At 45.4% G+C, this 26,880-nt stretch carries 26 protein-coding genes and 1 other RNA gene; 20 read left to right on the top strand and 7 right to left on the bottom strand.

Annotation, left to right across the window (positions count from 1 at the left end; translation table 11 throughout):
• Window positions 1-23 precede the first annotated feature (23 nt).
• From hfq to DN730_RS16780, 7 genes are all read left to right on the top strand, one after another.
• Entirely contained in the window at window positions 24-269 is a 246-nt protein-coding gene (hfq, locus tag DN730_RS16810) for an RNA chaperone Hfq (RefSeq protein WP_067097470.1), read from the top strand.
• 38 nt (window positions 270-307) lie between these two features.
• Window positions 308-1,597, top strand: a complete 1,290-nt coding sequence (gene hflX, locus DN730_RS16805; RefSeq protein WP_115469306.1) for a ribosome rescue GTPase HflX — start codon at window positions 308-310, stop codon at window positions 1,595-1,597.
• A 38-nt stretch (window positions 1,598-1,635) separates the two neighbouring features.
• A complete protein-coding gene (gene hflK / locus DN730_RS16800; RefSeq protein ID WP_115469305.1) occupies window positions 1,636-2,871 on the top strand; it encodes an FtsH protease activity modulator HflK in 1,236 nt (411 codons plus the stop codon).
• On the top strand, window positions 2,871-3,737 hold the full coding sequence (gene hflC, locus DN730_RS16795) for a protease modulator HflC (protein WP_115469304.1): 867 nt from the start codon (window positions 2,871-2,873) through the stop codon (window positions 3,735-3,737). The genes hflK and hflC overlap by 1 nt, the downstream gene beginning before the upstream one ends.
• A gap of 117 nt (window positions 3,738-3,854) precedes the next feature.
• Window positions 3,855-4,052, top strand: coding sequence for a DUF2065 domain-containing protein (locus DN730_RS16790; protein ID WP_115469303.1), 198 nt, complete (start codon window positions 3,855-3,857; stop codon window positions 4,050-4,052).
• Between the two features lie 14 nt (window positions 4,053-4,066).
• Entirely contained in the window at window positions 4,067-5,239 is a 1,173-nt protein-coding gene (locus DN730_RS16785; protein ID WP_115469302.1) for an ATP phosphoribosyltransferase regulatory subunit, read from the top strand.
• Between the two features lie 44 nt (window positions 5,240-5,283).
• A complete protein-coding gene (locus DN730_RS16780; RefSeq protein WP_115469301.1) occupies window positions 5,284-6,582 on the top strand; it encodes an adenylosuccinate synthase in 1,299 nt (432 codons plus the stop codon).
• An 80-nt stretch (window positions 6,583-6,662) separates the two neighbouring features.
• Here DN730_RS16780 and DN730_RS16775 read toward each other — a convergent pair whose 3' ends face one another.
• Window positions 6,663-7,661 carry a GGDEF domain-containing protein gene (locus DN730_RS16775; RefSeq protein WP_115469300.1) on the bottom strand — a complete coding sequence of 333 codons (999 nt, stop codon included), beginning with the start codon at window positions 7,659-7,661 and terminating at the stop codon, window positions 6,663-6,665.
• 166 nt (window positions 7,662-7,827) lie between these two features.
• On the opposite strand from DN730_RS16775, the gene yegD reads away from it, so the two are divergent.
• Window positions 7,828-9,189 carry a molecular chaperone gene (yegD, locus tag DN730_RS16770; RefSeq protein WP_115469329.1) on the top strand — a complete coding sequence of 454 codons (1,362 nt, stop codon included), beginning with the start codon at window positions 7,828-7,830 and terminating at the stop codon, window positions 9,187-9,189.
• Here yegD and DN730_RS16765 read toward each other — a convergent pair.
• From DN730_RS16765 to DN730_RS16740, 6 genes are all read right to left on the bottom strand, one after another.
• Complete coding sequence (locus DN730_RS16765) at window positions 9,182-9,595, bottom strand: DUF2069 domain-containing protein (RefSeq protein ID WP_115469299.1); 414 nt, start codon at window positions 9,593-9,595, stop codon at window positions 9,182-9,184. The genes yegD and DN730_RS16765 overlap by 8 nt on opposite strands.
• An 84-nt stretch (window positions 9,596-9,679) precedes the next feature.
• The gene (gene wrbA, locus DN730_RS16760) at window positions 9,680-10,279 is read right to left on the bottom strand and encodes an NAD(P)H:quinone oxidoreductase (RefSeq protein WP_115469298.1); all 600 of its coding nucleotides are present in this window, start codon (window positions 10,277-10,279) and stop codon (window positions 9,680-9,682) included.
• On the bottom strand, window positions 10,279-10,623 hold the full coding sequence (gene arsC, locus DN730_RS16755) for an arsenate reductase (glutaredoxin) (protein ID WP_115469297.1): 345 nt from the start codon (window positions 10,621-10,623) through the stop codon (window positions 10,279-10,281). The genes wrbA and arsC overlap by 1 nt, the downstream gene beginning before the upstream one ends.
• Window positions 10,624-10,632: 9 nt before the next feature.
• The gene (locus DN730_RS16750) at window positions 10,633-11,280 is read right to left on the bottom strand and encodes an acyloxyacyl hydrolase (protein WP_115469296.1); all 648 of its coding nucleotides are present in this window, start codon (window positions 11,278-11,280) and stop codon (window positions 10,633-10,635) included.
• Window positions 11,231-12,958 (bottom strand): proline--tRNA ligase, encoded by a 1,728-nt coding sequence (locus DN730_RS16745; protein ID WP_115469295.1) that lies wholly within the window; start codon window positions 12,956-12,958, stop codon window positions 11,231-11,233. The genes DN730_RS16750 and DN730_RS16745 overlap by 50 nt, the downstream gene beginning before the upstream one ends.
• 33 nt (window positions 12,959-12,991) lie before the next feature.
• Window positions 12,992-13,861: an SMP-30/gluconolactonase/LRE family protein gene (locus DN730_RS16740; RefSeq protein WP_115469294.1), complete on the bottom strand. Its 870-nt coding sequence runs from the start codon at window positions 13,859-13,861 to the stop codon at window positions 12,992-12,994.
• Window positions 13,862-13,946: 85 nt separating this feature from the next.
• Here DN730_RS16740 and DN730_RS16735 point away from each other — a divergent pair, with 85 nt between their 5' ends.
• The 12 genes from DN730_RS16735 (at window position 13,947) to DN730_RS16680 (ending at window position 26,873) form a co-directional block, all read left to right on the top strand.
• Window positions 13,947-14,363 carry an HIT domain-containing protein gene (locus DN730_RS16735; protein ID WP_115469293.1) on the top strand — a complete coding sequence of 139 codons (417 nt, stop codon included), beginning with the start codon at window positions 13,947-13,949 and terminating at the stop codon, window positions 14,361-14,363.
• A gap of 90 nt (window positions 14,364-14,453) precedes the next feature.
• On the top strand, window positions 14,454-16,115 hold the full coding sequence (locus DN730_RS16730; RefSeq protein ID WP_115469292.1) for a DUF2786 domain-containing protein: 1,662 nt from the start codon (window positions 14,454-14,456) through the stop codon (window positions 16,113-16,115).
• A 175-nt stretch (window positions 16,116-16,290) separates the two neighbouring features.
• Entirely contained in the window at window positions 16,291-17,808 is a 1,518-nt protein-coding gene (locus DN730_RS16725; RefSeq protein ID WP_115469291.1) for a fumarate hydratase, read from the top strand.
• A gap of 185 nt (window positions 17,809-17,993) precedes the next feature.
• Window positions 17,994-18,689, top strand: coding sequence for a response regulator transcription factor (locus tag DN730_RS16720; protein ID WP_115469290.1), 696 nt, complete (start codon window positions 17,994-17,996; stop codon window positions 18,687-18,689).
• A gap of 24 nt (window positions 18,690-18,713) precedes the next feature.
• Window positions 18,714-20,033, top strand: coding sequence for a HAMP domain-containing sensor histidine kinase (locus DN730_RS16715; protein ID WP_115469328.1), 1,320 nt, complete (start codon window positions 18,714-18,716; stop codon window positions 20,031-20,033).
• Window positions 20,034-20,088: 55 nt separating this feature from the next.
• Window positions 20,089-20,436, top strand: an RNA gene (gene rnpB / locus DN730_RS16710) — RNase P RNA component class A.
• A 182-nt stretch (window positions 20,437-20,618) separates the two neighbouring features.
• Entirely contained in the window at window positions 20,619-21,074 is a 456-nt protein-coding gene (gene mraZ / locus DN730_RS16705) for a division/cell wall cluster transcriptional repressor MraZ (RefSeq protein WP_115469327.1), read from the top strand.
• Window positions 21,071-22,009, top strand: coding sequence for a 16S rRNA (cytosine(1402)-N(4))-methyltransferase RsmH (gene rsmH / locus DN730_RS16700; protein WP_115469289.1), 939 nt, complete (start codon window positions 21,071-21,073; stop codon window positions 22,007-22,009). The genes mraZ and rsmH overlap by 4 nt, the downstream gene beginning before the upstream one ends.
• On the top strand, window positions 22,002-22,280 hold the full coding sequence (ftsL, locus tag DN730_RS16695) for a cell division protein FtsL (protein ID WP_245958002.1): 279 nt from the start codon (window positions 22,002-22,004) through the stop codon (window positions 22,278-22,280). Before rsmH ends, ftsL begins: the two co-directional genes overlap by 8 nt.
• A 2-nt stretch (window positions 22,281-22,282) precedes the next feature.
• Window positions 22,283-24,058 (top strand): peptidoglycan D,D-transpeptidase FtsI family protein, encoded by a 1,776-nt coding sequence (locus tag DN730_RS16690; RefSeq protein ID WP_425452780.1) that lies wholly within the window; start codon window positions 22,283-22,285, stop codon window positions 24,056-24,058.
• A gap of 3 nt (window positions 24,059-24,061) precedes the next feature.
• On the top strand, window positions 24,062-25,519 hold the full coding sequence (locus tag DN730_RS16685; RefSeq protein ID WP_115469286.1) for a UDP-N-acetylmuramoyl-L-alanyl-D-glutamate--2,6-diaminopimelate ligase: 1,458 nt from the start codon (window positions 24,062-24,064) through the stop codon (window positions 25,517-25,519).
• Complete coding sequence (locus DN730_RS16680; protein ID WP_115469285.1) at window positions 25,509-26,873, top strand: UDP-N-acetylmuramoyl-tripeptide--D-alanyl-D-alanine ligase; 1,365 nt, start codon at window positions 25,509-25,511, stop codon at window positions 26,871-26,873. Before DN730_RS16685 ends, DN730_RS16680 begins: the two co-directional genes overlap by 11 nt.
• Window positions 26,874-26,880 lie beyond the last annotated feature (7 nt).

Raw genomic sequence — 26,880 nt, 5'->3', positions numbered from 1 at the left:
TTTGCTTGCTTAAGGAGAGTCCGATGTCAAAAGGGCAGTCACTACAAGACCCTTACCTAAATGTACTTCGCAAAGAAAGAGTGCCTGTATCTATCTTTCTTGTGAATGGTATAAAACTTCAAGGACAGATCGAGTCTTTTGATCAGTTTGTGATTTTGTTAAAAAACACTGTTAGTCAGATGGTTTACAAACACGCAATCTCGACCGTTGTCCCATCTCGTACTATTCGTTTGCCGTCCCCTGATCAGGCGGAAGACGCTGCAGAATAAATTTGTCCTATTTATAGGACAAATAGAGGTTATATAACTTGTTTTTCGAACGCCCTGAAAGTGGTGAAATTGCTGTGCTGGTTCATATTGATTTTCATGATCAAGATGAAAATCACGGACCAGAAGAGTTCGTAGAGCTCGCTATATCTGCTGGTGCAGACCCTGTTGCGATTGTGACTGGGTCGCGCCATAAGCCGGATTCAAAATTCTTTGTCGGTACAGGCAAACTTGATGAGATCAAGGACATTGTGGTTCGTGAAGAAGCGCAAGTTGTTCTTTTCGATCATGCCTTATCTCCCTCCCAAGAGCGTAATTTAGAGAGTATGTTGAATTGTCGAGTGCTTGATCGCACTGGGCTTATTTTGGATATTTTTGCTCAGCGGGCACGTACACATGAAGGTAAACTCCAAGTAGAGCTCGCGCAGCTTCAGCATATGTCGACGCGATTAGTGCGCGGGTGGACCCACCTTGAAAGACAGAAAGGTGGTATTGGTATGCGCGGTCCTGGTGAAACTCAATTAGAGACAGACCGACGCTTACTACGAGATAGGCTTAAGTCGATTCAGAAGCGATTGGCTAAAGTTAACTCTCAACGCGACCAAAGCCGCAGAGCGCGAGCGCGCTCAGATGTACCTACTGTGTCACTTGTTGGTTACACCAATGCTGGTAAATCTACGCTATTCAACCGTATAACTGGTGCTGAGGTTTATGCTGCGAATCAACTGTTTGCAACACTGGATCCAACTTTAAGACGGTTGGACCTAGAGCAGGTTGGTACGGTTGTATTGGCTGATACAGTTGGCTTTATCAGAAAGTTACCTCACCGTTTGGTGAAAGCTTTTCAGGCAACATTGAAAGAGTCGGCGGAAGCAGATTTGTTGTTGCATATTGTTGATGCTGCGGATATAAATCGCGATGACAATATTGAGTCTGTAGAGACGGTTTTACAAGAAATCGGTGCGGATGAGCTTCCTACGCTTAAAGTATTCAACAAAATTGATGCCCTCGAAACTGGCGAACCTCGTATAGATCGAGATGAGCATGGGAACCCTGTTCGTGTATGGGTGTCTGCTCGTGATGGGGTTGGCATTGAATTACTTGAGCAAGCCATTGCAGAACTTCTCTCAGAAGATATTGTCAATGATACGATTGTCGTCCCAAATGACCAAGGTCGCTTTAGGGCGATGTTGTTTGAGCAGGGTGGCGTCAAGGAAGAGCATTATGATGAGCTTGGGCAATCTATATTAGCGTTGCGTTTGCCACGTAAAGATTACTTGCAAATTCTTGCTAAAGTTGGGATGACTGAAGAACAGATTCAGGCAGCCTGAATACCGGATTATTCATTATAAGAAAGTGGAGATGTAGTATGGCCTGGAATGAACCGGGTAATAACGACAACGACCCTTGGAACACGGATAAAAACCGTAACAGCAACGGGGGGCGTGACCAAGAGCCAAATAACGATCCCTGGGGTCGCCAAGGCGGTGGCAAAGATCAGGCGCCACCAGACTTGGATGAAGCGTTTAACAAGCTAATGGGCATGTTAGGTGTTAAGAAAAAACGCTCATCTGGCGGTGGTTCCGGATCTAACGGTGGCCCAAGTTTTGGTGGGAAGTTTAGCGGTGGCTTGATTGGTATCATTTTAGTTGGTTTAGCGGCGTTATGGGCGGCCACAGGTATCTATCAGGTAGATCAGCAGGAACGAGGCGTTGTCTTGCGGTTGGGTAAATACAGTGAGACCGTAATGCCTGGTTTGCACTGGAACCCGCCTATGATTGACTCTGTCACGAAAGTGAATGTCACCAAAGTTCGTTCGCATGATCACAAGGCGCTGATGTTAACGGTTGATGAGGCGATTGTAGAGGTTGGTGTTTCAGTACAATACTCTGTAGATAACCCTCGTGACTTTGTACTCAACGTACGTGCGCCGGAAGAGTCTCTTTCTCAAGCCGTGGAGAGTTCGCTTCGTCATGTAGTGGGCACCACGGTAATGGATCAGATATTGACGGAAGGTCGTGAAGTGTTAGCGTCTGAAGTTAAAGAGCGCCTTCAGTCTTATGTCAATGATTATGGTACGGGGCTTTTGATTTCCAAGGTAAACGTTGAGAATACTCAAGCGCCGAATCAAGTGCAGGAAGCATTTGATGATGTAATTAAAGCGAAAGAAGATGAGCAGCGTGTTCGAAACGAAGCCGAATCGTATGCAAATGGTATCATTCCGGAAGCTCGTGGTCGTGCTCAGCGTATTCGTGAAGAGGCTGAAGCATATCGTTCTGAAATTGTTGCTCGGGCTCAAGGTCAAGCTGATCGTTTTGAACGCTTATACCAAGAATATGCAAAAGCGCCTGAGGTGACGAGGAAGCGTCTATATATAGAGACAATCGAGTCTATATATAAAGATGTGAATAAAGTGGTCATAGATGCAGACGGCAACAACAGCATGATGTATTTGCCACTTGATCAACTTATGAAGCAGCGAGCATCTGGGGCGGAACTCAGTAGATTAGATTCTACTTCTATTAGCTCTCTAACAGATCAAGTGATTGAAGAGATTCGTAGTCGTCAGAGTTCAACAGCGATTAACCGTCAAGGGAGAAATTAATGAAAAACCTATCTTTCTCAATTATTTTTCTTCTATTGGTAATCGTGTTGGTCGGCTCTCAAACACTCTATGTTGTCAAAGAGACAGAGCGAGCAGTCGTACTTAAATTTGGTGAAATCGTTGAAGATAATGTCCAGCCGGGTCTGCATTTTAAAATTCCTGTGATGAATGAGGTGAAAACCTTTGATGCGCGAATTTTGACTATGGATTCACGTCCTCAGCGTTACCTAACGCTTGAGAAAAAAGCCGTTATCGTTGACTCATACGTTAAATGGAAAATTGCAGACGTCGCGCGTTTCTATCAAGCAACCTCTGGTGACGAATTTGTTGCAAACCGAGTGCTATCTTCTCGAGTGGATACTGGGCTGCGTAATCAATTTGGTGAGCGAACCATGCACGAGGTCGTGTCAGGTGAGCGTGAAGAGTTAATGACAGAGTTGCGCGACGGTTTAGATACTGTGGCCAAGCGTGAATTGGGTATTACTATTGTTGATATTCGTGTCAAACGAATTGATTTACCGCCAGATGTTAGTGAGTCTGTTTATCAGCGTATGCGTACTGAGCGGGAACGTGAAGCCAGAGAGCATCGTTCGAAAGGTTTGGAGCTTGCAGAAGGGATCCGTGCAGATGCCGATCGTCAACAGGTTGTACTTGAGGCAGAAGCTCAACGAGATGCTGAGATGATCCGTGGTGATGGTGATGCACAGGCTGCCGCAATTTATGCACAAGCCTACACGAAAGATCCAGAGTTCTATGAGTTTTATCGTAGTCTTCAAGCATATCGAGAGAGCTTTGCTGACAACGGTGATCTATTTGTGCTGAAACCAGATAGCGAGTTCTTTAAGTACTTTAAACAAGCAAATTAAGCTGTTTTTTTTGGCTGGCTTACATGGGTTTTGCCTGTAAGTCAGCCATTAAAACGTGCTAGAATCTCCAAAACCGGGTGACGCCCGGTTTTTTAATGGTCAAATTATAGAGAGTCTATGCAGGAATTGTTGCATTCGCTGCTGGTTGGCTTCAGTTTACTACTGATAGCCGAAGGCGTTTTGCCGTTTGTTCGCCCAAATTTATGGCGTGAGTTAATGGCGAGAGCGATCGCAAATTCAGATAAGAGTTTGCGAATGCTTGGGGCGGTGAGTATGTTTCTTGGGTTAACGCTCCTATTACTGGCCCGAAGCTAAGAGGATAATGTTTAATGACGCTAGCAGATCGCTGGTTGCTTCCAGACGGTGTAGACGAGGCTTTGCCAAAACAAGCGGCTAAAATCGAGCACCTGAGAAGAACGCTGCTTAATCTCCACGAAAATTGGGGTTATCAATTAGTCATACCCCCTCTATTAGAATACCTAGATTCCCTTCTTATCGGAGCAGGCTCCGACCTAGATCTTGAAACCTTTAAAGTGATTGATCAACTATCTGGTCGATTGATGGGTATTCGAGCGGACTTTACTTCACAGGTTGCCCGTATTGATGCGCATTGTCTCAAGCACGAGGGTGTTCAACGCTTAAGCTACTGTGGCAGTGTATTGCGCACAACGCCAGCAGGTCTTGATGGTACTCGCAGTCCGATTCAGCTTGGGGCAGAACTATATGGCCACAATAATATTGAAAGTGACTTAGAAGTTCTGTCTTTAATGCTAGAGACATTGACTGTGGCTGGTTTATCCAAGCTTGTTCTCGATGTTGGTCATATTGATGTTGTACGCGGAGTTATGGCGGCATCAGGTCTTACTGAAGAGCAAGAGCAGAAACTGGCTTCTTTGTATCGTGCTAAGGGGCTGCCTGAACTCGAGGCTTTTGTTGCATCACTCCAGATAGAAGAGCAAGCCAAGCAATGGTTATTGGCTCTCCCTCGTTTATGCGGTGGGGTAGAGGTTTTAGATAAAGCTGAGCAAGCCTTACGCGATGTCAGTGAGTCTGTGAATAAAGCGCTTTCTCAGATACGTGTTGTTGTTAATGCAGTATCAGCACGATTCAAATCGGTTGGCTTGCATTTTGACCTCTCTGATATGGAGTCTTACAGCTACCATACAGGGTTAGTATTCGCTGCGTATGTGCCCGGTTACGGTAATGCGGTGGCGCGCGGAGGACGATACGATTTCATAGGTGAAGTATTTGGGCGCTCTCGGCCAGCGACTGGGTTTAGTACAGATGTTAAAACGCTAGTTTCGTTAGCAGATGTTAGGTTGGAAGAGCATAAAAAAGTTTTGGCTCCAATAGCTTCATCGGAAGAGCTGTGGCAAGCCATTCAAGCACTTCGTGCAGACGGTTACATAGTTGTAGAGCAGCTTGAGCAAACTCCTGATATATCAGAATTTGATTTTCAGTTGTCGCCTGATGGGGATGGCTGGAAACTAGTTTCAATTTAATAATCGATTTTCTGTATAGAACAATCTTAAGCGAGACCATAAAAATGGGTAAGAACGTAGTTATTCTAGGCACTCAATGGGGTGACGAAGGTAAAGGTAAGGTCGTAGACCTGCTGACAGAAGAAGTTGCAGCTGTTGTGCGCTTTCAGGGTGGCCATAATGCAGGCCATACGTTAGTGATTGATGGTAAAAAGACAGTATTGCATTTGATTCCATCTGGCATTTTAAGAAAAGGTGTTCAGTGTGTCATTGGTAATGGTGTCGTGCTATCGCCTGCTGCACTTCTTAAAGAAGTTGAAGAGCTGCAAGAGCAGGGTATTCCTGCTGTTGAGCGTTTGAAGATAAGCCCTGCATGTCCTCTGATACTGCCTTACCATATTGCAATGGATCAGGCGCGTGAGATCGCGAAAGGCGATAAAAAAATTGGTACTACTGGCCGTGGAATTGGTCCTGCTTATGAAGATAAAGTGGCACGTCGAGCTATTCGTGTCGCAGATATTCTCGATAAAGAGCGCTTTGCGGACAAGTTAAAAGAAGTTCTTGTGTACTACAACTTCATGCTTGAAAACTTTTATAAAGTTGAGCCAGTATCGTACGAAGACGTTTACGCTGAAGGCCTAAAAATGGCTGAATTCCTGCGTCCAATGGTGACTGATACAATTGGTTTGCTGCATGACCTTCGTAAGTCTGGCGCAAACATTATGTTTGAAGGTGCTCAAGGTTCTTTACTTGACGTTGATCATGGTACCTACCCCTATGTGACGTCCTCTAATACCACTGCTGGTGGAGCACCGGCAGGAACAGGCTTTGGGCCATTGTATTTGGATTATGTGTTGGGGATTACTAAAGCATATACCACGCGTGTGGGTGCTGGACCGTTCCCAACTGAGCTTGACTGCGAAAATGGCCAACGCTTGGGTGAGCGTGGCCATGAGTTTGGTGCGACGACAGGTCGTCAGCGTCGTTGTGGCTGGTTTGACGCGATGGTATTGCGTCATGCTGTGCAGATTAACTCTATTTCGGGAATCTGTTTAACGAAACTTGATGTTTTGGATGGTTTTGAGACGATAAAAGTTTGTGTTGGCTACCAAGATGCAGAAGGCAACCCAGTTTCAGGTTCTTTGGTTGATGCAGAGGGATATGAGCAAGCCAAACCTGTTTATGAAGAGTTGCCAGGGTGGTCTGAATCGACGGTTGGTGCGCCTAGCTTTGACGCGCTGCCAGCTAATGCTCAAGCATACATTAAGTTCATTGAAGAGAAGATTGGTGTGCCAGTCGATATCGTTTCAACCGGGCCTGATCGTAACGAGACAATCGTATTGAGAGACCCTTTCAAAGCGTAAATGACGTTATTGTAAATAGAAAAAAGCCGAGGCATACGTAGTATATGCCTCGGCTTTTTTGTGGGTGAGTGGGGTTAACACTAGAACAGGTCAATATCTCCGGAATGAACTTGGCTGTCCACCGCTAACCCTTCCGATACAACATGGTCAAAAAAGGTCACTCTGTTTCTACCATTCTGTTTGCTGTAATAAAGTGCTTGATCTGCCTGGTCAATCAGTGTGATGTGGAAGATGTCTTCTTGAAACTGGCAAGCACCAATACTTACGCTGATAGCGTCTATTTTTGGTAATTGTATTTGCTGAACATTTTGCCTTAGTGTTTCTAGAAGGTCTTCGCATTCTTGTTTTGTACGGTGTTTCATTAACACGACAAACTCTTCTCCACCAAATCGAAACAATAGATCATCCATACGGAATGTATGCTGCATTACTCGAGATACGTGTATTAGGACTTCGTCGCCGTATAAGTGCCCATAATTATCATTAATGCTTTTAAAGTGATCTAAATCGATGATGGCAATCCAGTTAGATTGATCGTTTTGGCTAGAGTCATCTGTATTTTGGTTGTTGTGCAGCTTCACGATGGACTCTTCGAATGTCTTTCGATTCATCAGACCTGTGAGTTCATCCGTTTGAGCTTCTATAAGAAGAGAGCTGAAGTTGCTATAGATGCTCAACATTCCTTTGATTATATAGTTTTCAGATTTGCTTGGTTTCTTATCTAACGTAACAATCAAATATTGCGCGTGCTGTCTACTTTGTTTAAGAAGATGGATAGATAGGTGATGATCTTCGTACGCATCCACAAACTCCTCTAGGTGCCACGCATTCATATAGTCGATCGACTTTCTGACTTCCGGTGATAGCTCAATGTTACTGTGATTGAAAGTACATCGATCGCCACCAGTTAAGGTGATTTCCATTGTCGGCTCATCACGCTTATTAAGCGTAATGATAGAAGACTGCGCGGGGCTGAGTATATTGCGAATGCTCTTCAATAGACTGAAAGCGAGCAATTCCTTATCTCTCTGAGCTGTGAAGTTCTCAATATGATGCAGGATATTGTTGGAGATGCTCAAGCTTAGGTCCTCTTTTGCAAGCGCGATATAAAGAAAAGTAGGCGTGTAGTAAACGTTGGACGGATTATAAACCAGATCAGTAATATGGGGACAGTCTAAATGTATTGCTGGTTAAGCTAGGTCAGTGTTAAAGTCCCGCACTTTTGAAAGCTAGATGGGGGTTGGAGTGTATTGTGGATTTGATTACGGGACGTCCAACTGCGCATTGGGGATCATGTCGAATGGGGAGCCACGACTAGCGCAGCTTGAAGGTCATCACAAGTATTTGCCATCAGCGGTGTATGCGTTAAGCCGAGATCTGATTACGGAGAGTGTGGCGAAAGGGCTCTCGGATGAACAAAGGGCTGCTTATATAGCTTCCCGAAATGTTGTTTTATCAAGAGCTCAGCGTTTTCGCTCAGAGGAAGGGTACGAGTCGGGCGATCAAGTTTTGTTTTATGGGCGAGAGGCGTTTGAGGAGTACTATCAGTATCAAGATGAAGGATACTTTGTAAAGTCTCCCAAATCGTTTTTGGGGGGGGTAGGCCTTAGAGTCGAACACGTTCGCTTCTTTGAAGACATCGTTACAGTGATGATGCAGAATGTGAAGCAGCGGTCTGAAATGTCTCTTGGAGTGGAACTGACTCAAGCCGTTATTGGCAGACCCGTAAATTTTCAAGGAATAGATGCCGCGGAGAGTAATGCGCAGGCGTTAGAAATACTCACGGCATCTGCACAAAGAGCTGGTTTCCGTGATATTGAGTTTCAATATGAACCGATTGCTGCGGGCATCGATTTTGAGCGAAATCTAACCAAAGATAAAACGGTTTTAGTCGTGGATATTGGCGGAGGTACCAGCGATTGTGCCATGGTTAGAATGGGCCCAAGCTATCTTAATAAGTCAGATCGCACTAACGACTTTTTGGCTTATACAGGTGAGCGGGTGGGTGGAAATGACCTTGATATCCAGTTGGCCGGTCGTGAAATTATGCCTCTATTTGGGATGGGGGCTGAATTGAAAACAGGGTTGCCAATGCCGACCCAGATTTATTGGAACGCGGTTACCACGAATGATGTGGTTGCTCAAAGTGTGTTCAATAGTATGGAAACGAAAGTTCAAATGGAGCATCTTCGTATGGATATGATGGCGCCTGAATTGATGGATAGGTTTGCCTTGTTACGTGAGTTGAAGCAAAATTTTCACGTCGTCAAAAATGCGGAGGAGGCGAAGATTTCGCTTTCTGACAGTCTAAACTGTACCGTTGATCTAAGTTATATCGAATCAGGTTTAGGGGTGGATATAGATCGAGATCAATTTGCTTTAGCAGTCGAATCACCATTGCAAAAGATGATAAGACTGATGGAAAGTGCGATCTCTGAGTCAGGCGAGCGGCCAGATGTGATTTACATTACCGGTGGATCTGCAAAATCTCCCGTCGTTCAGTCTGCTATTCGGTCTAAAATAGGTGACATACCGGTTTTAGATGGCGATCACTTTGGCAGTGTTGCAAGCGGTCTCGCATCTTGGTCGGAGAGATTATTTAGGTAAGAGACTTAATTGGTAGTTCACTTAAACTTTTGTACCTTGCGTAGTGGAGAGCTAATAGAAAAAGTATGCAGGACAGCAAGGTTTCACTCATGCCAATTGGCCAGATAGATATTTGGGTCCAGTTTAATACACCTGCGATAAAGTACATTAGGCTAATGAAGCAAATTCCAATAGCGCCTTTCGCACTACGATTGAAATTTGCAAGTAAGGCGAGTGCGATGGGACTAAGTATTGTGCTGAGTAAAATGTAGGGATGAGCAAGCTCTATATCAGCATACACTAAATGCCACAGTGTGAGTGTTGTTGCTAAAGCGAGCAAGGTCAACGTTATGAGTATTCCATATTTTTGGCAATATGACTCATACTGCAGTTTTTCATGAGAGCTAATCGATAATTTCTTTGCCATAATCTGTACTTATAAAAAAATCCGATGCCTATGGTAATCTGGCGATCGGATTTTTTTGTTGATATAGGTCGCGTTTTGCACTCACTAAGTTTTTTTTAGGGTTGTTGCAAGCTCTGCAAGTCGTTGACCTTGTGCTTCGCAAAGCGACTTCTCGTCATCTGTTAAATCCGTTTCGCTTGTTTGAGAGGCCAAATGCGTAACACCATAAGGTGTGCCTCCAGCAGTCGTGCTTATGAGAGCTCTATTCTTGTATGGTAGTCCCACCCAAACCATTCCATGATGCATCAAAGGAATCATCATAGAATGCAGTGTCATTTCATGCCCACCATGCATCGTGCTTGCGCTAGCAAAGGCACAAGCTGGCTTATCAATCAACTGACCACTCATCCATAGCGGGCTTGATTGGTCGAGAAATAGCTTTACAGGGGCCGCCATGCTGCCGAAATAAGAGGGTGAACCAATGGCGAGGCCATCACATTCTGCTAGCTCTTCTATTTCGCAAAATGGGTAGCCTTCTTCTGGTATCGCGTCTCTAGTTTGCTCACTATTAAACGACGCGTCAGGGAGTTGCCGCACGATTACATCAGTATTGGCGATACGTTGAGCGCCGCGCGCTATGTGTTTCGCCATTGCTGCTACGGAACCGTGGCGACTATAAAATACGATTAGTATTTTAATCGGCATTAGAAAAGCTCAAGCACGGATTCAGGTGGACGACCTATTCTTGCTTTGCCTTCATGTACGACAATAGGGCGCTCAATCAGCTTTGGATTTTCAATCATGGCATCCAATAATGTGTTTTCGTCCGCTACCTCGCTTAGATTTAAAGATTTGTATAGATCCTCTTTGGTTCGCATTAACTCGCGTGCTGAGGACATATCCAACATTCCTAAAAGGTTTTGTAATTCTGACTTTGTGGGAGGTGTTTGTAGATAGAGAATTATCTCGGGCGTAATACTGTGCTCTTCAAGTAGTTGTAAGGTTTGTCTTGATTTTGAACAGCGCGGATTGTGATAAATAGTCGTCATCGTGACCTCTTAGTACGTATATCCAATTGATAAATGAGTAAAATTGACGCCATTGTTATCGTCGTAGATGTTGTTGTTTGAATAATGCTGGAAGTGGACAGATGCTTCCCAGTTGTGTTGTTCTCCGAAGCGCCAGCCGAGACCTAAGTAGTTATTAAATTGAAGTGGCCCGCCAAATTTACGGCCTGCAAGTTCATTGTTACTGAATAGCGAAAGGCCGACGCCTGTATCGATAAAACTAACAAATGGAATGCCTCCCTCCCAGCGAAACACGGGTAATAGATCCACTACGTTATTGGTGGCAGATGAGCTTTTATCTAACCCGCTTTGCCATTTGGAATAGCCTACTTGTAACGACGGGGTGATTGTCAGTTTAGAGCCGAATGAGCGAGAGTTGTCTGCATACCATCTGGCAGAGTAGCGAGCAAAATATATGTCATTGCCAGTCCCTAGCTCCAATAACATCGAATCCGCGCCTAGCGCGTTCGTGAGTGCGGTGGCGACAATAGATGCACCCATGGCGGTGCGCCAAATGGTTGCGTCTTCAGCATATACGGCTTGAGTACTGAGTGTACTCAAGCCAATTACGGTAAGCGCTAAGGGTGGCTTAAGCCATTTTTTCCATAATGAATGAAACGGCCAGACCTTGCTTAACATCTTCACCTTCTCCTGTTTTACGATCTTTGTACTCTAGCGTACCGTTGGCAAGACCTTTGTCACCAACAACAAATCGATGAGGAATGCCTAGAAGTTCACAATCCGCGAATTTCACACCAGGGCGCTCTTTTCGATCATCAAGAATGACATCAACGCCTTTTGCTTGCAGCTCGTTGTAGAGTGTTTCGCAGGCATCGCGTACGGCTTCTGATTTATCGTAGTTCATAGCAATGATTGCAATGCTAAAGGGGGCAATTGATTCTGGCCAAATGATGCCGCGCTCATCAAAGTTTTGCTCGATTGCAGCGGCAACAATACGTGACACGCCGATGCCGTAGCACCCCATCCACATGGTTTGCGCCTTGCCATTTTCATCGAGTACAGTGGCTTTCATCGATTCTGAGTAGGTCTGTCCTAGCTGAAAGATATGGCCAACCTCAATGCCTCGTTTAATAACGATGTTGCCTGAGCCATCTGGAGAAGGGTCTCCTTCGACGACATTTCGGATATCTGCCGTCTCAAACTCTGCACAATCACGGGCCCAGTTTAGTCCAGTGAAGTGATAGTCGTCTTTGTTTGCGCCGGCACAAAAATCAGAAAGAACGGCTGCAGATCGGTCAACCACGACACGCACGCCCGCTTCTTTCAATCCTTTTGGACCAATTGAGCCAGGCTGACAGCCTACTTTTGCGATGATGTCAGCTTCCGACGCAAATTCGAACGGTACAACTGCTCCGGGAATCTTCTCAACTTTTATTTCATTTATCGAGTGATCGCCACGCAGAACCAGTGCAATGATAGACGGGGTGTCATTCTCATCAGTGGCTTTTATTAGCATGGTCTTTATGGTTTTTTCGACCGGAAGGTTTAAGAACTCCGCAACAGCTGCAATGGTTTTGCAGTTCGGTGTGTAAACTTCTTTGAGCTCTTCCGTTGGTGCATCAGCGGTTTGCTTCAAACTAACCGCTTCAGCAAGTTCTACATTTGCCGCGAAGTCTGAAGAGTCACTAAATGCGATATCGTCTTCACCAGAATCTGCAAGTACATGAAACTCATGGGAGTAAGCACCGCCAATGGAGCCAGTATCTGCTTGAACTGCTCGATAATCTAATCCGATACGATCAAACGTGTTGCAGTAGGCTTGATGCATTACATCGTATGTTTGTTGCAGAGATTCTTGAGATACGTGAAAAGAGTAAGCATCTTTCATAACAAACTCGCGAGAGCGCATCACTCCAAATCGAGGACGTACTTCATCGCGGAACTTTGTTTGGATTTGGAACATATTTAGCGGCAGTTGCTTATAGCTCGTTAGCTCGTTACGAGCAAGATCAGTAATGACCTCTTCATGAGTAGGGCCAACACAGTAGTCACGATCATGGCGATCTTTTAAACGCAACAGCTCAGGCCCGTATTTCTGCCAGCGGCCTGTTTCTTGCCATAGTTCTGCGGGGTGAATTCCTGGCATCATGACTTCAAGAGAGCCAGCCTTTTGCATTTCTTCGCGGACAATGTTTTCAACTTTTCGAAATACCTTAATGCCAGTGGGTAGCCAAGTATAAAGCCCTTTCGATACTTGGCGGATCATCCCTGCTCGGATCATGAGTTGGTGACTGGTTACGACTGCATCTGATGGAGCATCGCGTAACGTTGAAAATAAGTAGTTGCTTGCGCGCATAGTAAGTTTGTCTTTCAGTGTTTGAATATTGATTTAACCCGCAAAGCGGAATTCTATTTGGCCTTCAGAGCTTGTGTCTAAGGCAAAAATCCCCCCAGCTTGAGGGAATGTCTGTAATTCTTGTTCCGTATGTGCTCCGCGACACGTTGATACAAACAGAGTCTTCATATCTTCTCCACCGAATGCAACCATAGTTGGATATATGGCAGGCACAGGGAACTCCGCAAGAATGTCTCCATTGGGGCTTATTTTAACAATGCGTTGGCCTTGGTAAAGAGCGGACCAGTAATTTCCCACGGTATCAACTGCAGCGCCGTCTGGGCGGCCGTTGCCGCGGGGGAATTCAATGAAGACTCGTTTATTGGACGCTTGGCCTGTCGTGCTATCGTAGTCAAACTTGTAAACAACGTGGTTTGGTGTATCCGAGTAATACATGGTTGTGTGATCAGGCGAGAATGCCAAACCATTAGATGTCCAAGCTGCTTGGTCTAATATACGGCATGAGTCCTTAGAGAACTGATATAAGCCAGCTAGAAAAGCGTCTTTTGGGGCGTACATTGTTCCTGCTAGAAAGCGGCCTTTTGGGTCGCAACGGCCATCATTGAAGCGCGTGGTAGCTTGATCGTAATCTGCGGACCAGTATGGAATTAGGGGGGCATTAAAATCCGCGAAGGTATAGACTCCTGACCTAAAGGCAGCAATGAAGCCGCCTTTACTTATCAGCGAAAAGCAGCCAATTTCCTCACTAAAAGTGCGCACTGTATGTGTTTCAGTTGGGAGGTGATAAGCGTGTAATTCGAATGAGTCGATATCAACAAAATACAGGGTTTGAGTTTGCTCATCCCAGCGAGGGCATTCTGCTAGTTTGGCCTGCGCGTCAAGGACACAACGCATTTCCGTCATGGGGACTCCAAGTCGTTGGGAACAATTAAAATTAGAGTGCTATAGTGCTCATGTAGCGCAACAATGTAAATAGGAACGCAGTGACATGTTTGAATTAGATCCAGTTTTAGAAAGGGATTCGATTTATGTGGGGGATTTCTCCTTGTGCCAGTTGAGGTTGATTAATAACGCCTTAGCGCCTTGGTTTATACTCGTGCCAAAAAGATCAGGTATTGAAGAGATTCACCATTTACAACCGGCAGATCAAATGCAACTCATGGCAGAAAGTTGCCAGCTAGCGGAAACCATTCAGGATGTTTTTGCCCCTGATAAACTAAATGTCGCGGCAATCGGAAATAAGGTTCGTCAGCTTCACCTTCATCATGTCGCTCGTAATGAGGGTGATGACTGCTGGCCAGAGCCGGTTTGGGGGAGGATCCAAGTGCAAACCTATGAAAATTCTGAGTTGGCTAGGATTTTGCTTCAGGTAAGGGGATTGTTAGCAGACGATCTTACATTTTAAGCGGCGAGTTGGTCCACAGGGTTGTGGTTAGTACTGGTTGGGCGCGTTGAGTATTTAGAGCAATGTCGAAAGAGCAGAGGCGGCGTAATAATGAGTCTTAGACGAAGAAAAAAAGCGATTGGGAAAGTCGTAAAGCTACTAAATCTGGCAACTTCTACGAATTCGAGTGAGTCCAGTATGGCGTTTCGTCATGCTGAGTCGATAATCTTGCAGCATGGGTTGAACCAAGGTGATATTCCCATGTACCAGTTATGTGACCGAACAACGCTGTTTAAAGTCAGTTGGAGTGGTCCTCCTCGCCATGCTAAAGCACCAAAAACTAATCAAGATTCTAGTTCTGTTTCTCAGCGCCGTTTTTCAGAGAAGCCGATTGATCCAGACAAAGCCTATGCCAATGCGAAGACCATCCTTGATGATGGTTACGAGTTTGAACAAGATGAAAGTGTATCAGAAGAAGTTTTAGGCGAAACGGAGCAGGTTGCTCCGTCTTTTGATGACTTTGATGTCGAAATGTCGGCTTCCAAAAGTGCGACAGTGAATGATGATCATGTAACGATGACTGAGGAGCCTGAAGAGGTTTCCATTAACACGGGTGAGTTTGAAGAGATGAATGACGCTGTTGAGTCTGATGCGGTGAGTGATCAGGATGATAAGAGTGAAGAGCGCTTTGCAACTCACGATAACGTGATTGATGCCTCAAGTGCGTTCCGTCCATCGGGCGAATCCTTTAAGGAAACTTTACGCAACCAATATTCGTCGAGTAACCCTGATGTGCCATTTGAAGATGACAGTTATTGGTCTAAAGTGCATGAAAAGTTGTTGGACTTTGACGAGTCAGCCATTCAAGCACAAATCGATGGGTTGGAAAGTCAATTGACACTTGCCCAAGAGGCATTGAAGTCACGACGTAGTCAACGTGCTTCCATTGAGCAAGAAGAGCAGCGTGAACGCTCCGAAAGAGCCCGAATTGAGCAGAGTTTTGAAGAGGCAATAGAACGCGCATTTCAAGCAAGAGCAAGAGCTTATGAGGCTTGGGAGGCCCAGCGATCTGAGTTGAGAATTCGCTCCCTGCGGGCAGAGCAGGATGCGCAGCAAGGCTTTGAAGAGTTGAGTGCTCAGTTAGTTAGTCATAAGGAGCAGTACGCTTATCATATTCAATTAAAAGAAGACTACCGTGCTGCGAAAATTATGCATGAGTTGCGACATCATCTTGCTTTAGCTGCGAAAGGACATGATCACTCGAAAGACTCTTATGCCAAAGTCATTGCTATTATGTCCGAAAGTGAGTTGAGTTTAAGAGACCTTGAGTTTTCTGATATCCGTAACAAGAGCTTATTTATTCGACTGTTAGAGCGAGAAAGTGCATTGATCTCGGATGTGCATGAGCGTGAGACGTATACAGAAGAGATGCTCGATAAGTTCCTGATGATGAGCCGTAACAGTGTTGAACCTACTCCATCCGAGAACCCTGTAGAGCGTGTTCAGAGAATGCTGAAAAGCATTGAGGGCGTAAGTCACTTTGAAAGCCAGAAGGTGATTGAGCAGGTACTTAGGCTCATGGCTTCTCATCAAATAAGTGTTCGGGATCTGGATTACGGATGTATTAATAAGTACTCGGTTTTTGTTTGCTTAATTAACTGGGAGGCAGAGCAGATTCCGTCTTTGAGTGAGCGAGAGCATTTTACCTCGTCAACATTAGAAGAATATGTGCAATATTCGGTGCGTAACCCGCGTTCTTCTCAAAAAGCATAGGCTAGCAATTCGACTAAAAGACCCCTTGCACTGAGGGGTCTTTTAGTTTTTTAGTATCATTTCTATGAATGGTTGCTATATCTGCTGAAAATTTTAGTTAAACCTTTTAATGCTGTGACGCTTCTTTTACCATTCTTCTTCCTTATAAAAGCATAATACTCAGCAGGAGAGTCGCATGAGCATTATTAAAGAAGATGACCTGATTTCCAGCGTCGCCGATGCACTTCAGTTTATCTCTTACTACCACCCTTTAGATTTTGTTAAAGCCGTCCACGAAGCCTACGAGCGTGAGGAGAGTCAAGCAGCAAAAGATGCTATGGCACAGATCCTTATCAACTCTCGTATGTGCGCCGAAGGTAAGCGCCCAATCTGTCAAGATACTGGGATAGTAACGGTATTTGTTAAAGTGGGCATGAATGTTCAATGGGAAAGTGAATTGAGCGTTACAGACATGATTAATGAAGGTGTGCGCCGTGCATACCTCCATCCAGATAATGTGTTGCGCGCCTCTATCCTAGACGACCCTGCTGGTGCTCGTAAGAATACTAAAGACAATACTCCTGCTGTGATTCATATGGAGGTTGTTCCTGGAGATACCGTTGAGGTTCATGTTGCTGCAAAAGGTGGTGGCTCAGAGAACAAATCTAAGATGGCGATGCTAAATCCATCTGATTCAATCGTTGAATGGGTTAAGAAAACCGTTCCTACAATGGGGGCGGGCTGGTGTCCACCGGGTATGTTGGGTATTGGTATCGGCGGCACGGCTGAAAAGGCCATGTTAATGGCTAAAGAGTCGTTGATGGAGCCGATTGATATTCATGAGTTAAAAGCTCGCGGGCCTCAGAATCGTGCAGAAGAGTTGCGTTTAGAAATCTTCGAAGCGGTGAATAATCTAGGGATCGGTGCGCAGGGGCTTGGTGGTTTGACGACCGTTCTTGATGTGAAGATTATGGATTATCCAACGCACGCTGCGTCATTGCCGGTCGCAATGATTCCAAACTGTGCGGCGACGCGCCACGCACATTTTACGCTTGATGGAACAGGGCCAGCCGATCTTGTGCCGCCTTCATTGGATGATTGGCCAGATATCACATGGGAAGTCGGTGACAGCGTTCGCCGTGTTAATCTAGATGAGATTACTCCTGAGATGGTCAAAGATTGGAAGCCAGGTGAAACCATTTTGCTAAACGGTAAGATGTTGACAGGGCGTGATGCTGCACATAAGAAAATGGTTGAAATGATCGCCAACGGTGAAGAGTTGCCGGTTGATCTTAAAGGACGATTCATTTATTACGTTGGGCCTGTTGACCCAGTCAAAGATGAGGCGGTTGGTCCTGCAGGTCCCACTACGTCTACACGGATGGATAAATTCACTCATACCATGCTAGAGAAAACTGGCTTATTAGGGATGATCGGTAAGGCTGAGCGTGGGCCTGTTGCTATCGAAGCTATCAAGGAATTTGGAGCTGTCTACCTGATGGCAGTAGGTGGTGCTGCGTACCTTGTATCGAAAGCGATTAAAAAAGCTGACGTTGTTGCGTTTCCAGAAATGGGGATGGAAGCTATCTATGAATTTGATGTTGTAGATATGCCGGTTACCGTTGCGGTTGATTCAGCGGGTACGTCGGTACATCTAACGGGCCCTGCTGAATGGAAAGCTCGCATCGAAGAGCAAGTCATTGAAGTGAAATAGCGGCGCTTACGCGAAATAACAAAATGCCTTTGCAGTAACCCTGCAAAGGCATTTTTTCGTTTTAGGGTGGCAATACGTCAGACCGATAGTAAAAAGTGTCAGTTGTTTGAAAAGAGGGATTTAATTATCCGCTTACTACCATATGATGATTTAGTCAAACGACTTTACATTTGAAAGGGTTGGTTATGGTTAAGATGCTTTTAGCAGACGACGATGCGCGTCTATCTGATTTAGTGAAAGAATATTTTGATGGTGAAGGCTATGAAGTAACTCATGCTTGGAATGGTCAAGAAGCACTAGACTTTATAGAGCAGGATCGTCCTGATATTGTGATATTGGATGTGATGATGCCTGTCCTCGATGGTTTTGAAACACTTAAGCAGATCCGCAACAAAAGCTCTATTCCTGTCATAATGTTGACAGCGAAAGGGGATGATATTGACCGTATACTCGGTCTAGAGATGGGGGCAGATGATTACTTATCTAAACCATTTAACCCTAGAGAGTTGTTAGCCAGGATTAAGGCTATTTTGCGTCGCTCTTCTCAGGAAAAAGAAGATGACCCTATGGCCGATTTGGAGCTGTCTGATATTTTGCTTCGCCGACGAGATAGGACGGTTTACCTTCATGAAGAGGCGATTGAACTAACGACATCGGAATACGCGCTGTTAGAGTGTATGATGCTTGTGCCGGGTCAAGTGATGACAAAACAGGAGTTATCCGAGAAGGCGCTTGGTCGTAAATTGACGATGTATGACCGAAGCTTAGATATGCATATCAGTAATTTGAGGAAAAAGGTCGGTAGTTTTGAAAATGGTGAGCCGCGTATTAAGACTGTTCGTGGTGTAGGTTATATTTTTGTAGATGGAGCGGAAAACTAAAATTTGAACTGGCTGCCTGATTATATGAAAAATACGTTTCTGCGCGTTTTCTTAGTCGTCCTTTTCTCTAATATGATTGTTGTGGCGATTGGCTTAGGCGTTGTGGATTTTGTTGAAGGACGTAACGAAGTTTCAGCTGATGTGCTCGGTGATGTTGGTGTGACGCTGGTTTCTGTCTATGAGACAAAAGGTGCTGATGCCTTAATGACGCAGGCGCAAAAATTTGAAAAGGAATTAGGCGGCAGTCTTTATATATATCAGGAAAACGGAAAGCCTTTGCTTCGTTCTCTACCGAAGAATTTTAAAGATAGCTCGAATATGGGGTCACCGCTGGATGATGCGGGTAAGTCGCCATCTGCGGATTTTAGAAGTAGTCAGTTTATTCAAGTTGTCGGGTCAAAGAATACTCAGTACTTATTGGTGTTTCGGCCGAACCCTAAGTCTGACTTTGTCAGTCCGTGGGGGATAGTGCTTTTATCGATTCTTGGATTGCTAATCTCTAGTGCAATATTGGCGTACTGGTTATTAGGGCCATTACTTAAACTGCAAAAAATTACTCGCCTTTTTGGTCAGGGGGAAATGAGTGCTAGGGTTGATTCGCGTCTAGTTCGACGTAAAGATGCGATCGGTAATTTGGCGCGAGAATTTAATGAAATGGCTGAGCGGTTAGAAACATTGCTGAGTTCTAAAGAGCGATTATTGCGTGATGTGTCTCACGAGTTACGAACCCCGTTAGCGCGAATCGAAGTGGCGCTCACAATCGCTGAGGATAAGCATGGTCAAGCGAACCAACAAAACTATTTAGATCGAATTCGTAATGAGCTGCATGAGCTAGATGAGTTAATCGGGCAAGTATTGACCTTGTCTCGGCTCGAAGCAGCATCACTTGAAAAGCGACAAATAGACGTTCAGCCATGGCTGGATGAGATTGTGGCTGATGTGCAGTTTGAATCACAGCTTCGAGGTACTTCTATCACTCGAGTGGGCAATGTACCTTCACATTTTAATGGTGATGAGGTTCAGTTGCGCCACGCCGTCGAAAATGTACTCCGAAATGCCTGTTTCTACGCAGGGGACGGAGGCGTGGTGGTGGTCGAGTCGTCTGTGATTAATGGTCGAGCGATTATCTCGATCAAGGATAATGGTCCAGGCGTGCCCGACGAAATGCTCGATAAAATATTTCATGCATTTTTCCGATCTTCGTCTGCACGAGAGGCGAACAGCGGTGGTTTCGGTGTCGGGTTAACGATTGCTAAGCGTATAGTTCATGCACACCAAGGCGAGATTCAGGCTCAAAACCGCGCAGAGGGGGGGTTAGAGGTGTCTTTCTGTTTGCCGCTCTAGAGCATGGTGATTTTTCTCTTGCAATTGTGTATGCAAGCTGTAGTATCCCCACCCGCAAGTTGGTCAGGCAGTCGCCGCCCATTTTATGGGGGGAGGAAAGTCCGGGCTTCGCAGGGTAAAGTGCCAGGTAACGCCTGGGGGGCGTGAGCCTACGGAAAGTGCAGCAGAAAATATACCGCCTAAGCAGTTTACTGCCGGTAAGGTTGAAATGGTGCGGTAAGAGCGCACCGCGCGACTGGTAACAGCTCGTGGCATGGTAAACCCCACTTGAAGCAAGACCAAATAGGAACTCTTTGGCGTGACCCGCGCTGAGTTCGGGTAGGTTGCTAAAGACGTACAGTGATGTACGTATTAGATGAATGACTGTCCACGACAGAACCCGGCTTATCGACCAACTTGCTTTACTTCCTTCTTTTGCTACCTCTACCACTTCTGAAATACTCCTAAATATTAAAGAAACCCAAAAATACGTGTGCCCAAAGTGTAATTTCTTTCTTTGGAATCAGTTTTTTTGGGTTTTTTTTTACCATTTTGAAGATTTAGTGTTAAATTGTGGGGTGAAGTGTCGATAAGTGGGTAATGAGCGTGTTCAGAGGAATTCATCAGGTAAGCGTAGATGCTAAGGGGCGTATGTCTCTTCCGGCACGCTTACGTGATGAGTTTCTTCAATATGATGAATCCAGTGTTGTAGTAACGATTGATCCTGTGTCTCGATGTTTGCTGCTTTATCCTGTTCAGGAATGGGAACAGATTCAGCAAAAGCTCGATAAGCTGCCTTCATTTCAACCACAGGCGAGGCGCTTGCAACGGTTGTTGGTTGGGCATGCTACAGATTTGGATCTTGATGGTGCGGGGCGGATATTGTTGCCAGCACCGTTGAGAGAGTTTGCCAAAATTACTCGAAAGTCTACTTTGCTTGGGCAGGGTAAAAAGCTGGAAATATGGGGCCAAGAAGAGTGGGATGCTCAGCGCGAAGCATACTTGTCGGAAACAACGTTAGAAAATTTAGAACTTGATAGCATGATGGACATATCTCTATGACAGATAGCACCTCAGAACATATCAGTGTAATGCTGAACGAGTCGGTCGACATGCTGGTAACAGATGAAGCCGGCTATTACGTCGATGGAACGTTTGGGCGTGGAGGGCACACACGTCTCGTGTTATCGCGTTTATCACAAGGAAAGATGTTGGGCTTTGATAAAGACCCAGTAGCAATTAGCTACGGTAAGGCGCTTGAAGAGGAAGACGAGCGTTTTACGATTGTACAAGATAGTTTTGCCAACATGGCTGATCACCTTCCGGATGCATTGGGGGTCGAGAAGGTTGATGGGATTATGATGGATTTAGGCGTCTCATCTCCTCAACTAGATGATGCCTCGCGTGGGTTTAGCTTTATGAACGATGGCCCTTTAGACATGCGAATGAATCCAGATGCTGGAGTCAGCGCAGCGCAGTGGATCGCGAGTGCGCCCGAGAAAGAGATCGCCGACGTTATGTACCAATATGGTGAAGAGCGGTTCTCGCGGCGTATTGCCAAGGCCATTGTGAAGTATCGCTCCGATACTCCCATTACAACAACCAAGCAGCTTGCCAAAATAGTCGCTGAAGCCCACCCAGCTTGGGAGAAGGGCAAAAACCCGGCGACACGTGCGTTTCAGGGTATACGCATATACATCAATAACGAACTGGGAGACCTTGAAGAAGGGTTGGTCGCGGCAGCTAATGCATTGAAAGTCGGTGGGCGTTTAGTGGTGATTAGCTTTCACTCTCTTGAAGATCGAATTGTAAAACAGTTTATGAAGAAGATGTGTAAAGGCCCCGATTTACCTCGCCACCTGCCTATTCAGAATACGCATTTAAATATCCATTTTAAAACAGTTGGAAAGGCGCTCAAGCCATCTAAAAATGAAGTGGATGATAATGTCCGTTCTCGCAGTGCAGTTTTGCGTGTCATGGAGAGGGTTAGTGAGTAATCAAGGCCCAAAGCAGATCGCTTTCTTGATCGCGTTATTGATAACCGGTGTCTCCGCGATCGTGTTAGTGGTTCAGGTATACGAGTTCCGTAAAGACTTTGCGTACTTGCAGAAGCTTAAAAAAGATGAGGTCAATTATGATGTCGTTTGGGGGCAGCTGCTTTTGGAACAAAGCACCCTAACTCAGCCTAGCCGCTTAGAGCAAGCGGCTATCAAGACGCTAAATATGCATGCACCCAGTCAAGATGAATTGGTAATAGTGAAGCCATGAGTATGAATGAAAGTCATAATCACCCCACAAAATGGCGCCTGTATTTGGTGTATATGATTGCGCTCGGACTATTTTCTGTCGCTGCTGGCAGGCTGTTCTATTTGACGGTTCTTGATAAGGAGTTTCTCCAGAACCAAGGGGAAATGCGTGCAGTTAGAACGGAGTCCATTCCGGCTACCCGTGGCATGATCTTAGATAGAAATGGCGAGCCTCTTGCAGTGAGTACTCCCACATGGACAGTCATTGCCAACCCACGTGCGTTGTGGGCTCTGGAATCGTCGCCAAGCAATCTTGGCAAGCCTCTTAAAGAACAGAAAACACCAGAAAAAGAGATTGGTCGCTTGGCTGAAGCGATGGGGGTGGGGCGCACTTGGTTGATGGAGCGGTTTGAAGCGAATCGAGATAAAGGGTTTATCTATCTAAAACGGCAAATACCGCCTCATGAAGCTGAATCCATTATAAATGCCAATGTGGTTGGCGTAAGTAAAATAAAAGAATATAAGCGTTTCTACCCAGCGGGTGAGGTTGCCGCCCAAGTGGTTGGCTTTACAAATATCGATGACAAGGGGCAAGAAGGCATTGAGTTAGCGTACGATAACGCGCTACAAGGTAAGCCAGGTGAGCTTTCTTACATGAAAGACTTGAAAGGCAATATCATCAGTGTTTTGGGGCAAGAAATTCCTGAGCAAGCAGGCGAGAATATTGAGCTCAGTATTGATATGCGTTTGCAGTATTTGGCGTATCGTGAATTGAAAGCTGCTGTGACCGAGCAGCGCGCCGCATCTGCTTCTGCCGTCATCCTGGATGTGCGCACGGGAGAGATATTAGCGATGGTTAATCAACCTTCCTATAACCCTAATGATCGCTCTGAGTTAGAATACGATCAGCTACGTAATCGTGCTGTAATCGATTTGTTTGAGCCCGGGTCGACAATGAAGCCTTTTTCCGTCACCGCTGCGCTGCGTTCGGGACAATACACAACGGAATCTATCATTGATACCGCACCAGGTTATATTCGTTTTGGGCGTTATACCATTCGAGATCTCGGGAACTATGGCAAGATTAATCTTCAAAAACTTTTAATAAAATCCAGTAACGTAGCGACATCGAAGATCGCCTTATCCTTGCCTCAGGATACAATCTGGAACATGTTTTATGAGTTAGGAATTGGCACTCCTGTTGGGATTGGATTTCCAGGAGAGGCGACAGGTGTGCTACCAATGCATCCTAAATGGCACCCTTCAGAGATTGCTACTCTTTCTTATGGTTACGGCTTGTCTGTTTCTACACTACAGCTGGCCCAAGCTTACATGGTTTTGGCGAACAACGGTTATAAAGTGCCTGTCACTATTTTTAAACAGGATTTGCCGCCGGAAGGGGAGCAAGTTGTGCCTGCCAATATAGCTCGTGATGTCGTTGCAATGTTGCAGCAGGTGGTCGTGCAAGGCTCAGGTAAAAAAGCTCAGATTCCTGGCTATAACGTAGCGGGCAAGACGGGTACCGTTCATAAGGTTGGTGCTTCTGGCTATGAATACGATCAATACATTTCGCTCTTTGCTGGCGTAGCGCCAGCTACAGATCCTAGGCTGGCTATGGTTGTGATGGTGAATGATCCAAAAGGCCAAGACTATTATGGCGGTGAGGTATCTGCGCCTGTGTTTTCGCGGGTGATGGAGGGGGCGTTGACCACATTAAATGTACCTCCTGATCGCCCAGAGGGGCTGCGGGAAGTTCGTCTTGAAACGAAAACTCCGTATCGTGTTGTGCAGAGTAACTAGCAGATGTTTACTCAAGAGCAATTATTTAATTGGCTTGGGATAGTTTGCCCAAGCACTTCAAGTCATTATACGTATCGGTCCTTAGAGACCGATTCTCGTTTGGTGGATGAGCGAACAGTGTTTATCGCACTCTCCGGTGTTTCCTCAAACGGTTGGGATTATTTAGACCGAGTTGAAGCTGCAGGGTGCTCGATAGCATTGGTTCCTCGTGGTATCCATGTTAAATCGTCTCGTATGCTAATTGTTGAAATAGACAATTTAGAGAATGCGCTTGCTCAGCTGGTGCGCGAAATTTATGGGCCAGCTCCGAAGCATATTGTTGCTGTTACCGGAACGAATGGGAAATCGAGTACCTGTTATTATATTGCTCAGCTTGCAGATCAAATGGGCTACAAAAGCGGTATGATCGGCACATTTGGGATAGGGCCTTTGGGATCTCTTCGTGACGCAAAGCAAACTACACCTGATCTTCTTACACTTCATAAGCTCCTGTCCGAATTTGCTTCTCAAGGTATTGATTTTGTTGCATTTGAAGCATCGTCACATGCATTAGAACAAAGGCGATTAGTAGGGGTCCCTCTGACCACTGCAGTCTTTACTAACTTAACGCGTGATCACCTCGACTACCATCTTACGATGGAAAACTACGCGGCGGCTAAAGCTAAACTTTTCAATTTTCCGACACTTCACCGTGCTGTCATTTGTTTAGATTCAAGCTACGCTGTTTTTTTTGCAGAGCAAAGCATTGCACCATATTGGTTTTACTCTGACCATCAATCGAATGCCGAATTTAGTGTGTTGAGTGCTGAATATCAGCACGATAGTGTTTTTCTCACTTTGCGAGTGTTTGAGGAGAGTTATACATTGTCCTTGCCTTTACTGGGTAGGTTCAATATTCAGAATGCGCTTGCAGCATTGGCATCTGTCTGGGAATTGTCTCGTGATAAGGCGAAGTTGGTTAATGCGCTTTCTTTTTTACAAGGAGCGCCCGGCAGAATGCAGCCGATAAAAGTCAAAGGTGCTCCGCTTGTGCTCGTGGACTATGCTCACACGTCCGATGCCTTGGATGTAGCATTATCTGCTGTCCGTCAACATGTCGCTGGAAAACTGATTTGTGTATTTGGTTGTGGTGGTGATCGAGACAGAGGTAAGCGACCTCTTATGCTGAGTGTTGCTCAAAAAATCTCAGATGAAGTTTGGCTCACATCAGATAATCCACGAACAGAGGATCCAGTTGCCATTATTGACGAAATACTTGCAGCGAAGACTGAAAGCAGTGTGTTGAATGTAGAAGTACGACGAGAGATCGCAATTCAGAAAGCTATTGAGTGCGCTGATGTGGATGACATTGTGTTAATTGCTGGTAAAGGGCACGAAACCTATCAAGAGGTTAACGGTGTTCGTCACCACTTTGATGATTCGGAGGAAGCGTTTAAAGCGCTTGAAGCTTATGTTGGGTAATTTGCAATTATCAGATATCGCTAAAGCATCTGGCGGCCGTTTGGTAGGTGAGGATATTGTTGTGTCAGGTGTTTCTACTGACACAAGAGAAAATCTAGAAGGGTGTTTGTTTGTTGCACTTACAGGTGCCAGTTTTGATGGGCATTCGTTTATAACGACTGCGTTCAATGCTGGAGCTAAAGCTGTGTTGGTGGCTGAATCCTCTGATTGCGAACATGAGCCAAGAATCGAAGTGAAAGACACGACGCGGGCATATGGAGTCATTGGGCGTCTAATACGAAATCGTTTTACTTACCCAGTTGTGGCGATCACTGGCAGTAACGGTAAAACCAGCGTTAAAGATTGGCTGGCGCAAGTGTTGGAGCAAAATCGAAGCGTATTGAAAACGCAAAGTAATTTGAATAATCAAATTGGAGTGCCTAAGACGTTGTTGTCGCTGGAGCATCAACATCAATGTGCTGTGGTCGAAGCAGGCACTAGTTTTCCCGGTGAAATAGAACTTCTGGGAAGTGCGATTCATGCGGATATCGTTATATTGACGAATGCTAGTGGCAGTCATTTAGAGGGTTTTGGGTCCATTAAGGGAATTGCTGTAGAAAAGGGAAAGCTGATTGAAACGGCTCGCCCTAATGCGACAGTGATTCTTAATGCGGACGATGATTCTTATGATTATTGGTGTGGCTTACTGAAGGGGCGTTCTTTGCGCTCTTTTTCGTTGGTTAATCCTAATGCGACCATTTTTGCTCGTAATATTGAGCAGTCTGCTATTGGCTCAAAAACTGAACTGGTATTTGAAGAAGAAGTTTACGAATTAATGCTAGACCGCCCGGGGCGTCACCATGTTGTGAATGCGATGGCAGTAGCATTGGCTTTGATTGCTTTAGGTATGCCATTTTCAGAGGTGGTGTCGGAATTGTCTCACCCTGCACAAGTCCCAGGGCGGATGGAGCAAATTGTAACAAAAAGTAAAGCTCTAATGATTAATGATTGTTACAATGCCAGTCCAAAATCTGTTGAGGCCGCGATGGATGTCACGGCACTGTTTCACGATAAGGTTAAGTGGGTGGTGCTCGGGGCGTTAGGAGAGCTAGGGGATCAGGAAGTATCTGTTCATCAAGGGCTTGGAGCCTATGCGGCAAATGTAGGTGTTGATCAGTTTATTTCGATCGGGCCGATTGCTCAGCTTGCTGCTCAAGAGTTCGCTAAACGTATCAATAGCGCTAGTGCTCATTATTGTGTGACAAAAGAAGAAGCCATTGCACTGTTAGCGGCGCTGGATTCGAATAACGTTATTTTGGTCAAGGGGTCGCGCTCTGCCAAAATGGAAGACATTGTTAACGCCTTAAAAAACTAGGAATTTA

Origin of the sequence: Marinomonas piezotolerans, from assembly GCF_003362755.1 — a bacterium.
GTDB lineage: Bacteria > Pseudomonadota > Gammaproteobacteria > Pseudomonadales > Marinomonadaceae > Marinomonas > Marinomonas piezotolerans.
Note: the sequence above shows the minus strand (reverse complement) of the source record. Positions and strands in the feature narration are given on the sequence as shown.

What these genes read in the sequence shown, in the direction of transcription:
- DN730_RS16690 (WP_425452780.1), top strand. Translation starts at nt 22,283, where the DNA reads ATGAATGAAAGTCATAATCACCCCACAAAATGGCGCCTGTATTTGGTG.
- wrbA (WP_115469298.1), bottom strand. Translation starts at nt 10,279, where the DNA reads ATGCCGATTAAAATACTAATCGTATTTTATAGTCGCCACGGTTCCGTA.
- DN730_RS16765 (WP_115469299.1), bottom strand. Translation starts at nt 9,595, where the DNA reads ATGGCAAAGAAATTATCGATTAGCTCTCATGAAAAACTGCAGTATGAG.
- DN730_RS16740 (WP_115469294.1), bottom strand. Translation starts at nt 13,861, where the DNA reads ATGACGGAAATGCGTTGTGTCCTTGACGCGCAGGCCAAACTAGCAGAA.
- arsC (WP_115469297.1), bottom strand. Translation starts at nt 10,623, where the DNA reads ATGACGACTATTTATCACAATCCGCGCTGTTCAAAATCAAGACAAACC.
- DN730_RS16790 (WP_115469303.1), top strand. Translation starts at nt 3,855, where the DNA reads ATGCAGGAATTGTTGCATTCGCTGCTGGTTGGCTTCAGTTTACTACTG.
- DN730_RS16715 (WP_115469328.1), top strand. Translation starts at nt 18,714, where the DNA reads ATGAAAAATACGTTTCTGCGCGTTTTCTTAGTCGTCCTTTTCTCTAAT.
- hfq (WP_067097470.1), top strand. Translation starts at nt 24, where the DNA reads ATGTCAAAAGGGCAGTCACTACAAGACCCTTACCTAAATGTACTTCGC.
- hflC (WP_115469304.1), top strand. Translation starts at nt 2,871, where the DNA reads ATGAAAAACCTATCTTTCTCAATTATTTTTCTTCTATTGGTAATCGTG.
- rsmH (WP_115469289.1), top strand. Translation starts at nt 21,071, where the DNA reads ATGACAGATAGCACCTCAGAACATATCAGTGTAATGCTGAACGAGTCG.
- DN730_RS16780 (WP_115469301.1), top strand. Translation starts at nt 5,284, where the DNA reads ATGGGTAAGAACGTAGTTATTCTAGGCACTCAATGGGGTGACGAAGGT.
- DN730_RS16720 (WP_115469290.1), top strand. Translation starts at nt 17,994, where the DNA reads ATGGTTAAGATGCTTTTAGCAGACGACGATGCGCGTCTATCTGATTTA.
- DN730_RS16730 (WP_115469292.1), top strand. Translation starts at nt 14,454, where the DNA reads ATGAGTCTTAGACGAAGAAAAAAAGCGATTGGGAAAGTCGTAAAGCTA.
- DN730_RS16785 (WP_115469302.1), top strand. Translation starts at nt 4,067, where the DNA reads ATGACGCTAGCAGATCGCTGGTTGCTTCCAGACGGTGTAGACGAGGCT.
- DN730_RS16735 (WP_115469293.1), top strand. Translation starts at nt 13,947, where the DNA reads ATGTTTGAATTAGATCCAGTTTTAGAAAGGGATTCGATTTATGTGGGG.
- DN730_RS16750 (WP_115469296.1), bottom strand. Translation starts at nt 11,280, where the DNA reads ATGTTAAGCAAGGTCTGGCCGTTTCATTCATTATGGAAAAAATGGCTT.
- DN730_RS16725 (WP_115469291.1), top strand. Translation starts at nt 16,291, where the DNA reads ATGAGCATTATTAAAGAAGATGACCTGATTTCCAGCGTCGCCGATGCA.
- DN730_RS16680 (WP_115469285.1), top strand. Translation starts at nt 25,509, where the DNA reads ATGTTGGGTAATTTGCAATTATCAGATATCGCTAAAGCATCTGGCGGC.
- hflK (WP_115469305.1), top strand. Translation starts at nt 1,636, where the DNA reads ATGGCCTGGAATGAACCGGGTAATAACGACAACGACCCTTGGAACACG.
- DN730_RS16745 (WP_115469295.1), bottom strand. Translation starts at nt 12,958, where the DNA reads ATGCGCGCAAGCAACTACTTATTTTCAACGTTACGCGATGCTCCATCA.
- DN730_RS16685 (WP_115469286.1), top strand. Translation starts at nt 24,062, where the DNA reads ATGTTTACTCAAGAGCAATTATTTAATTGGCTTGGGATAGTTTGCCCA.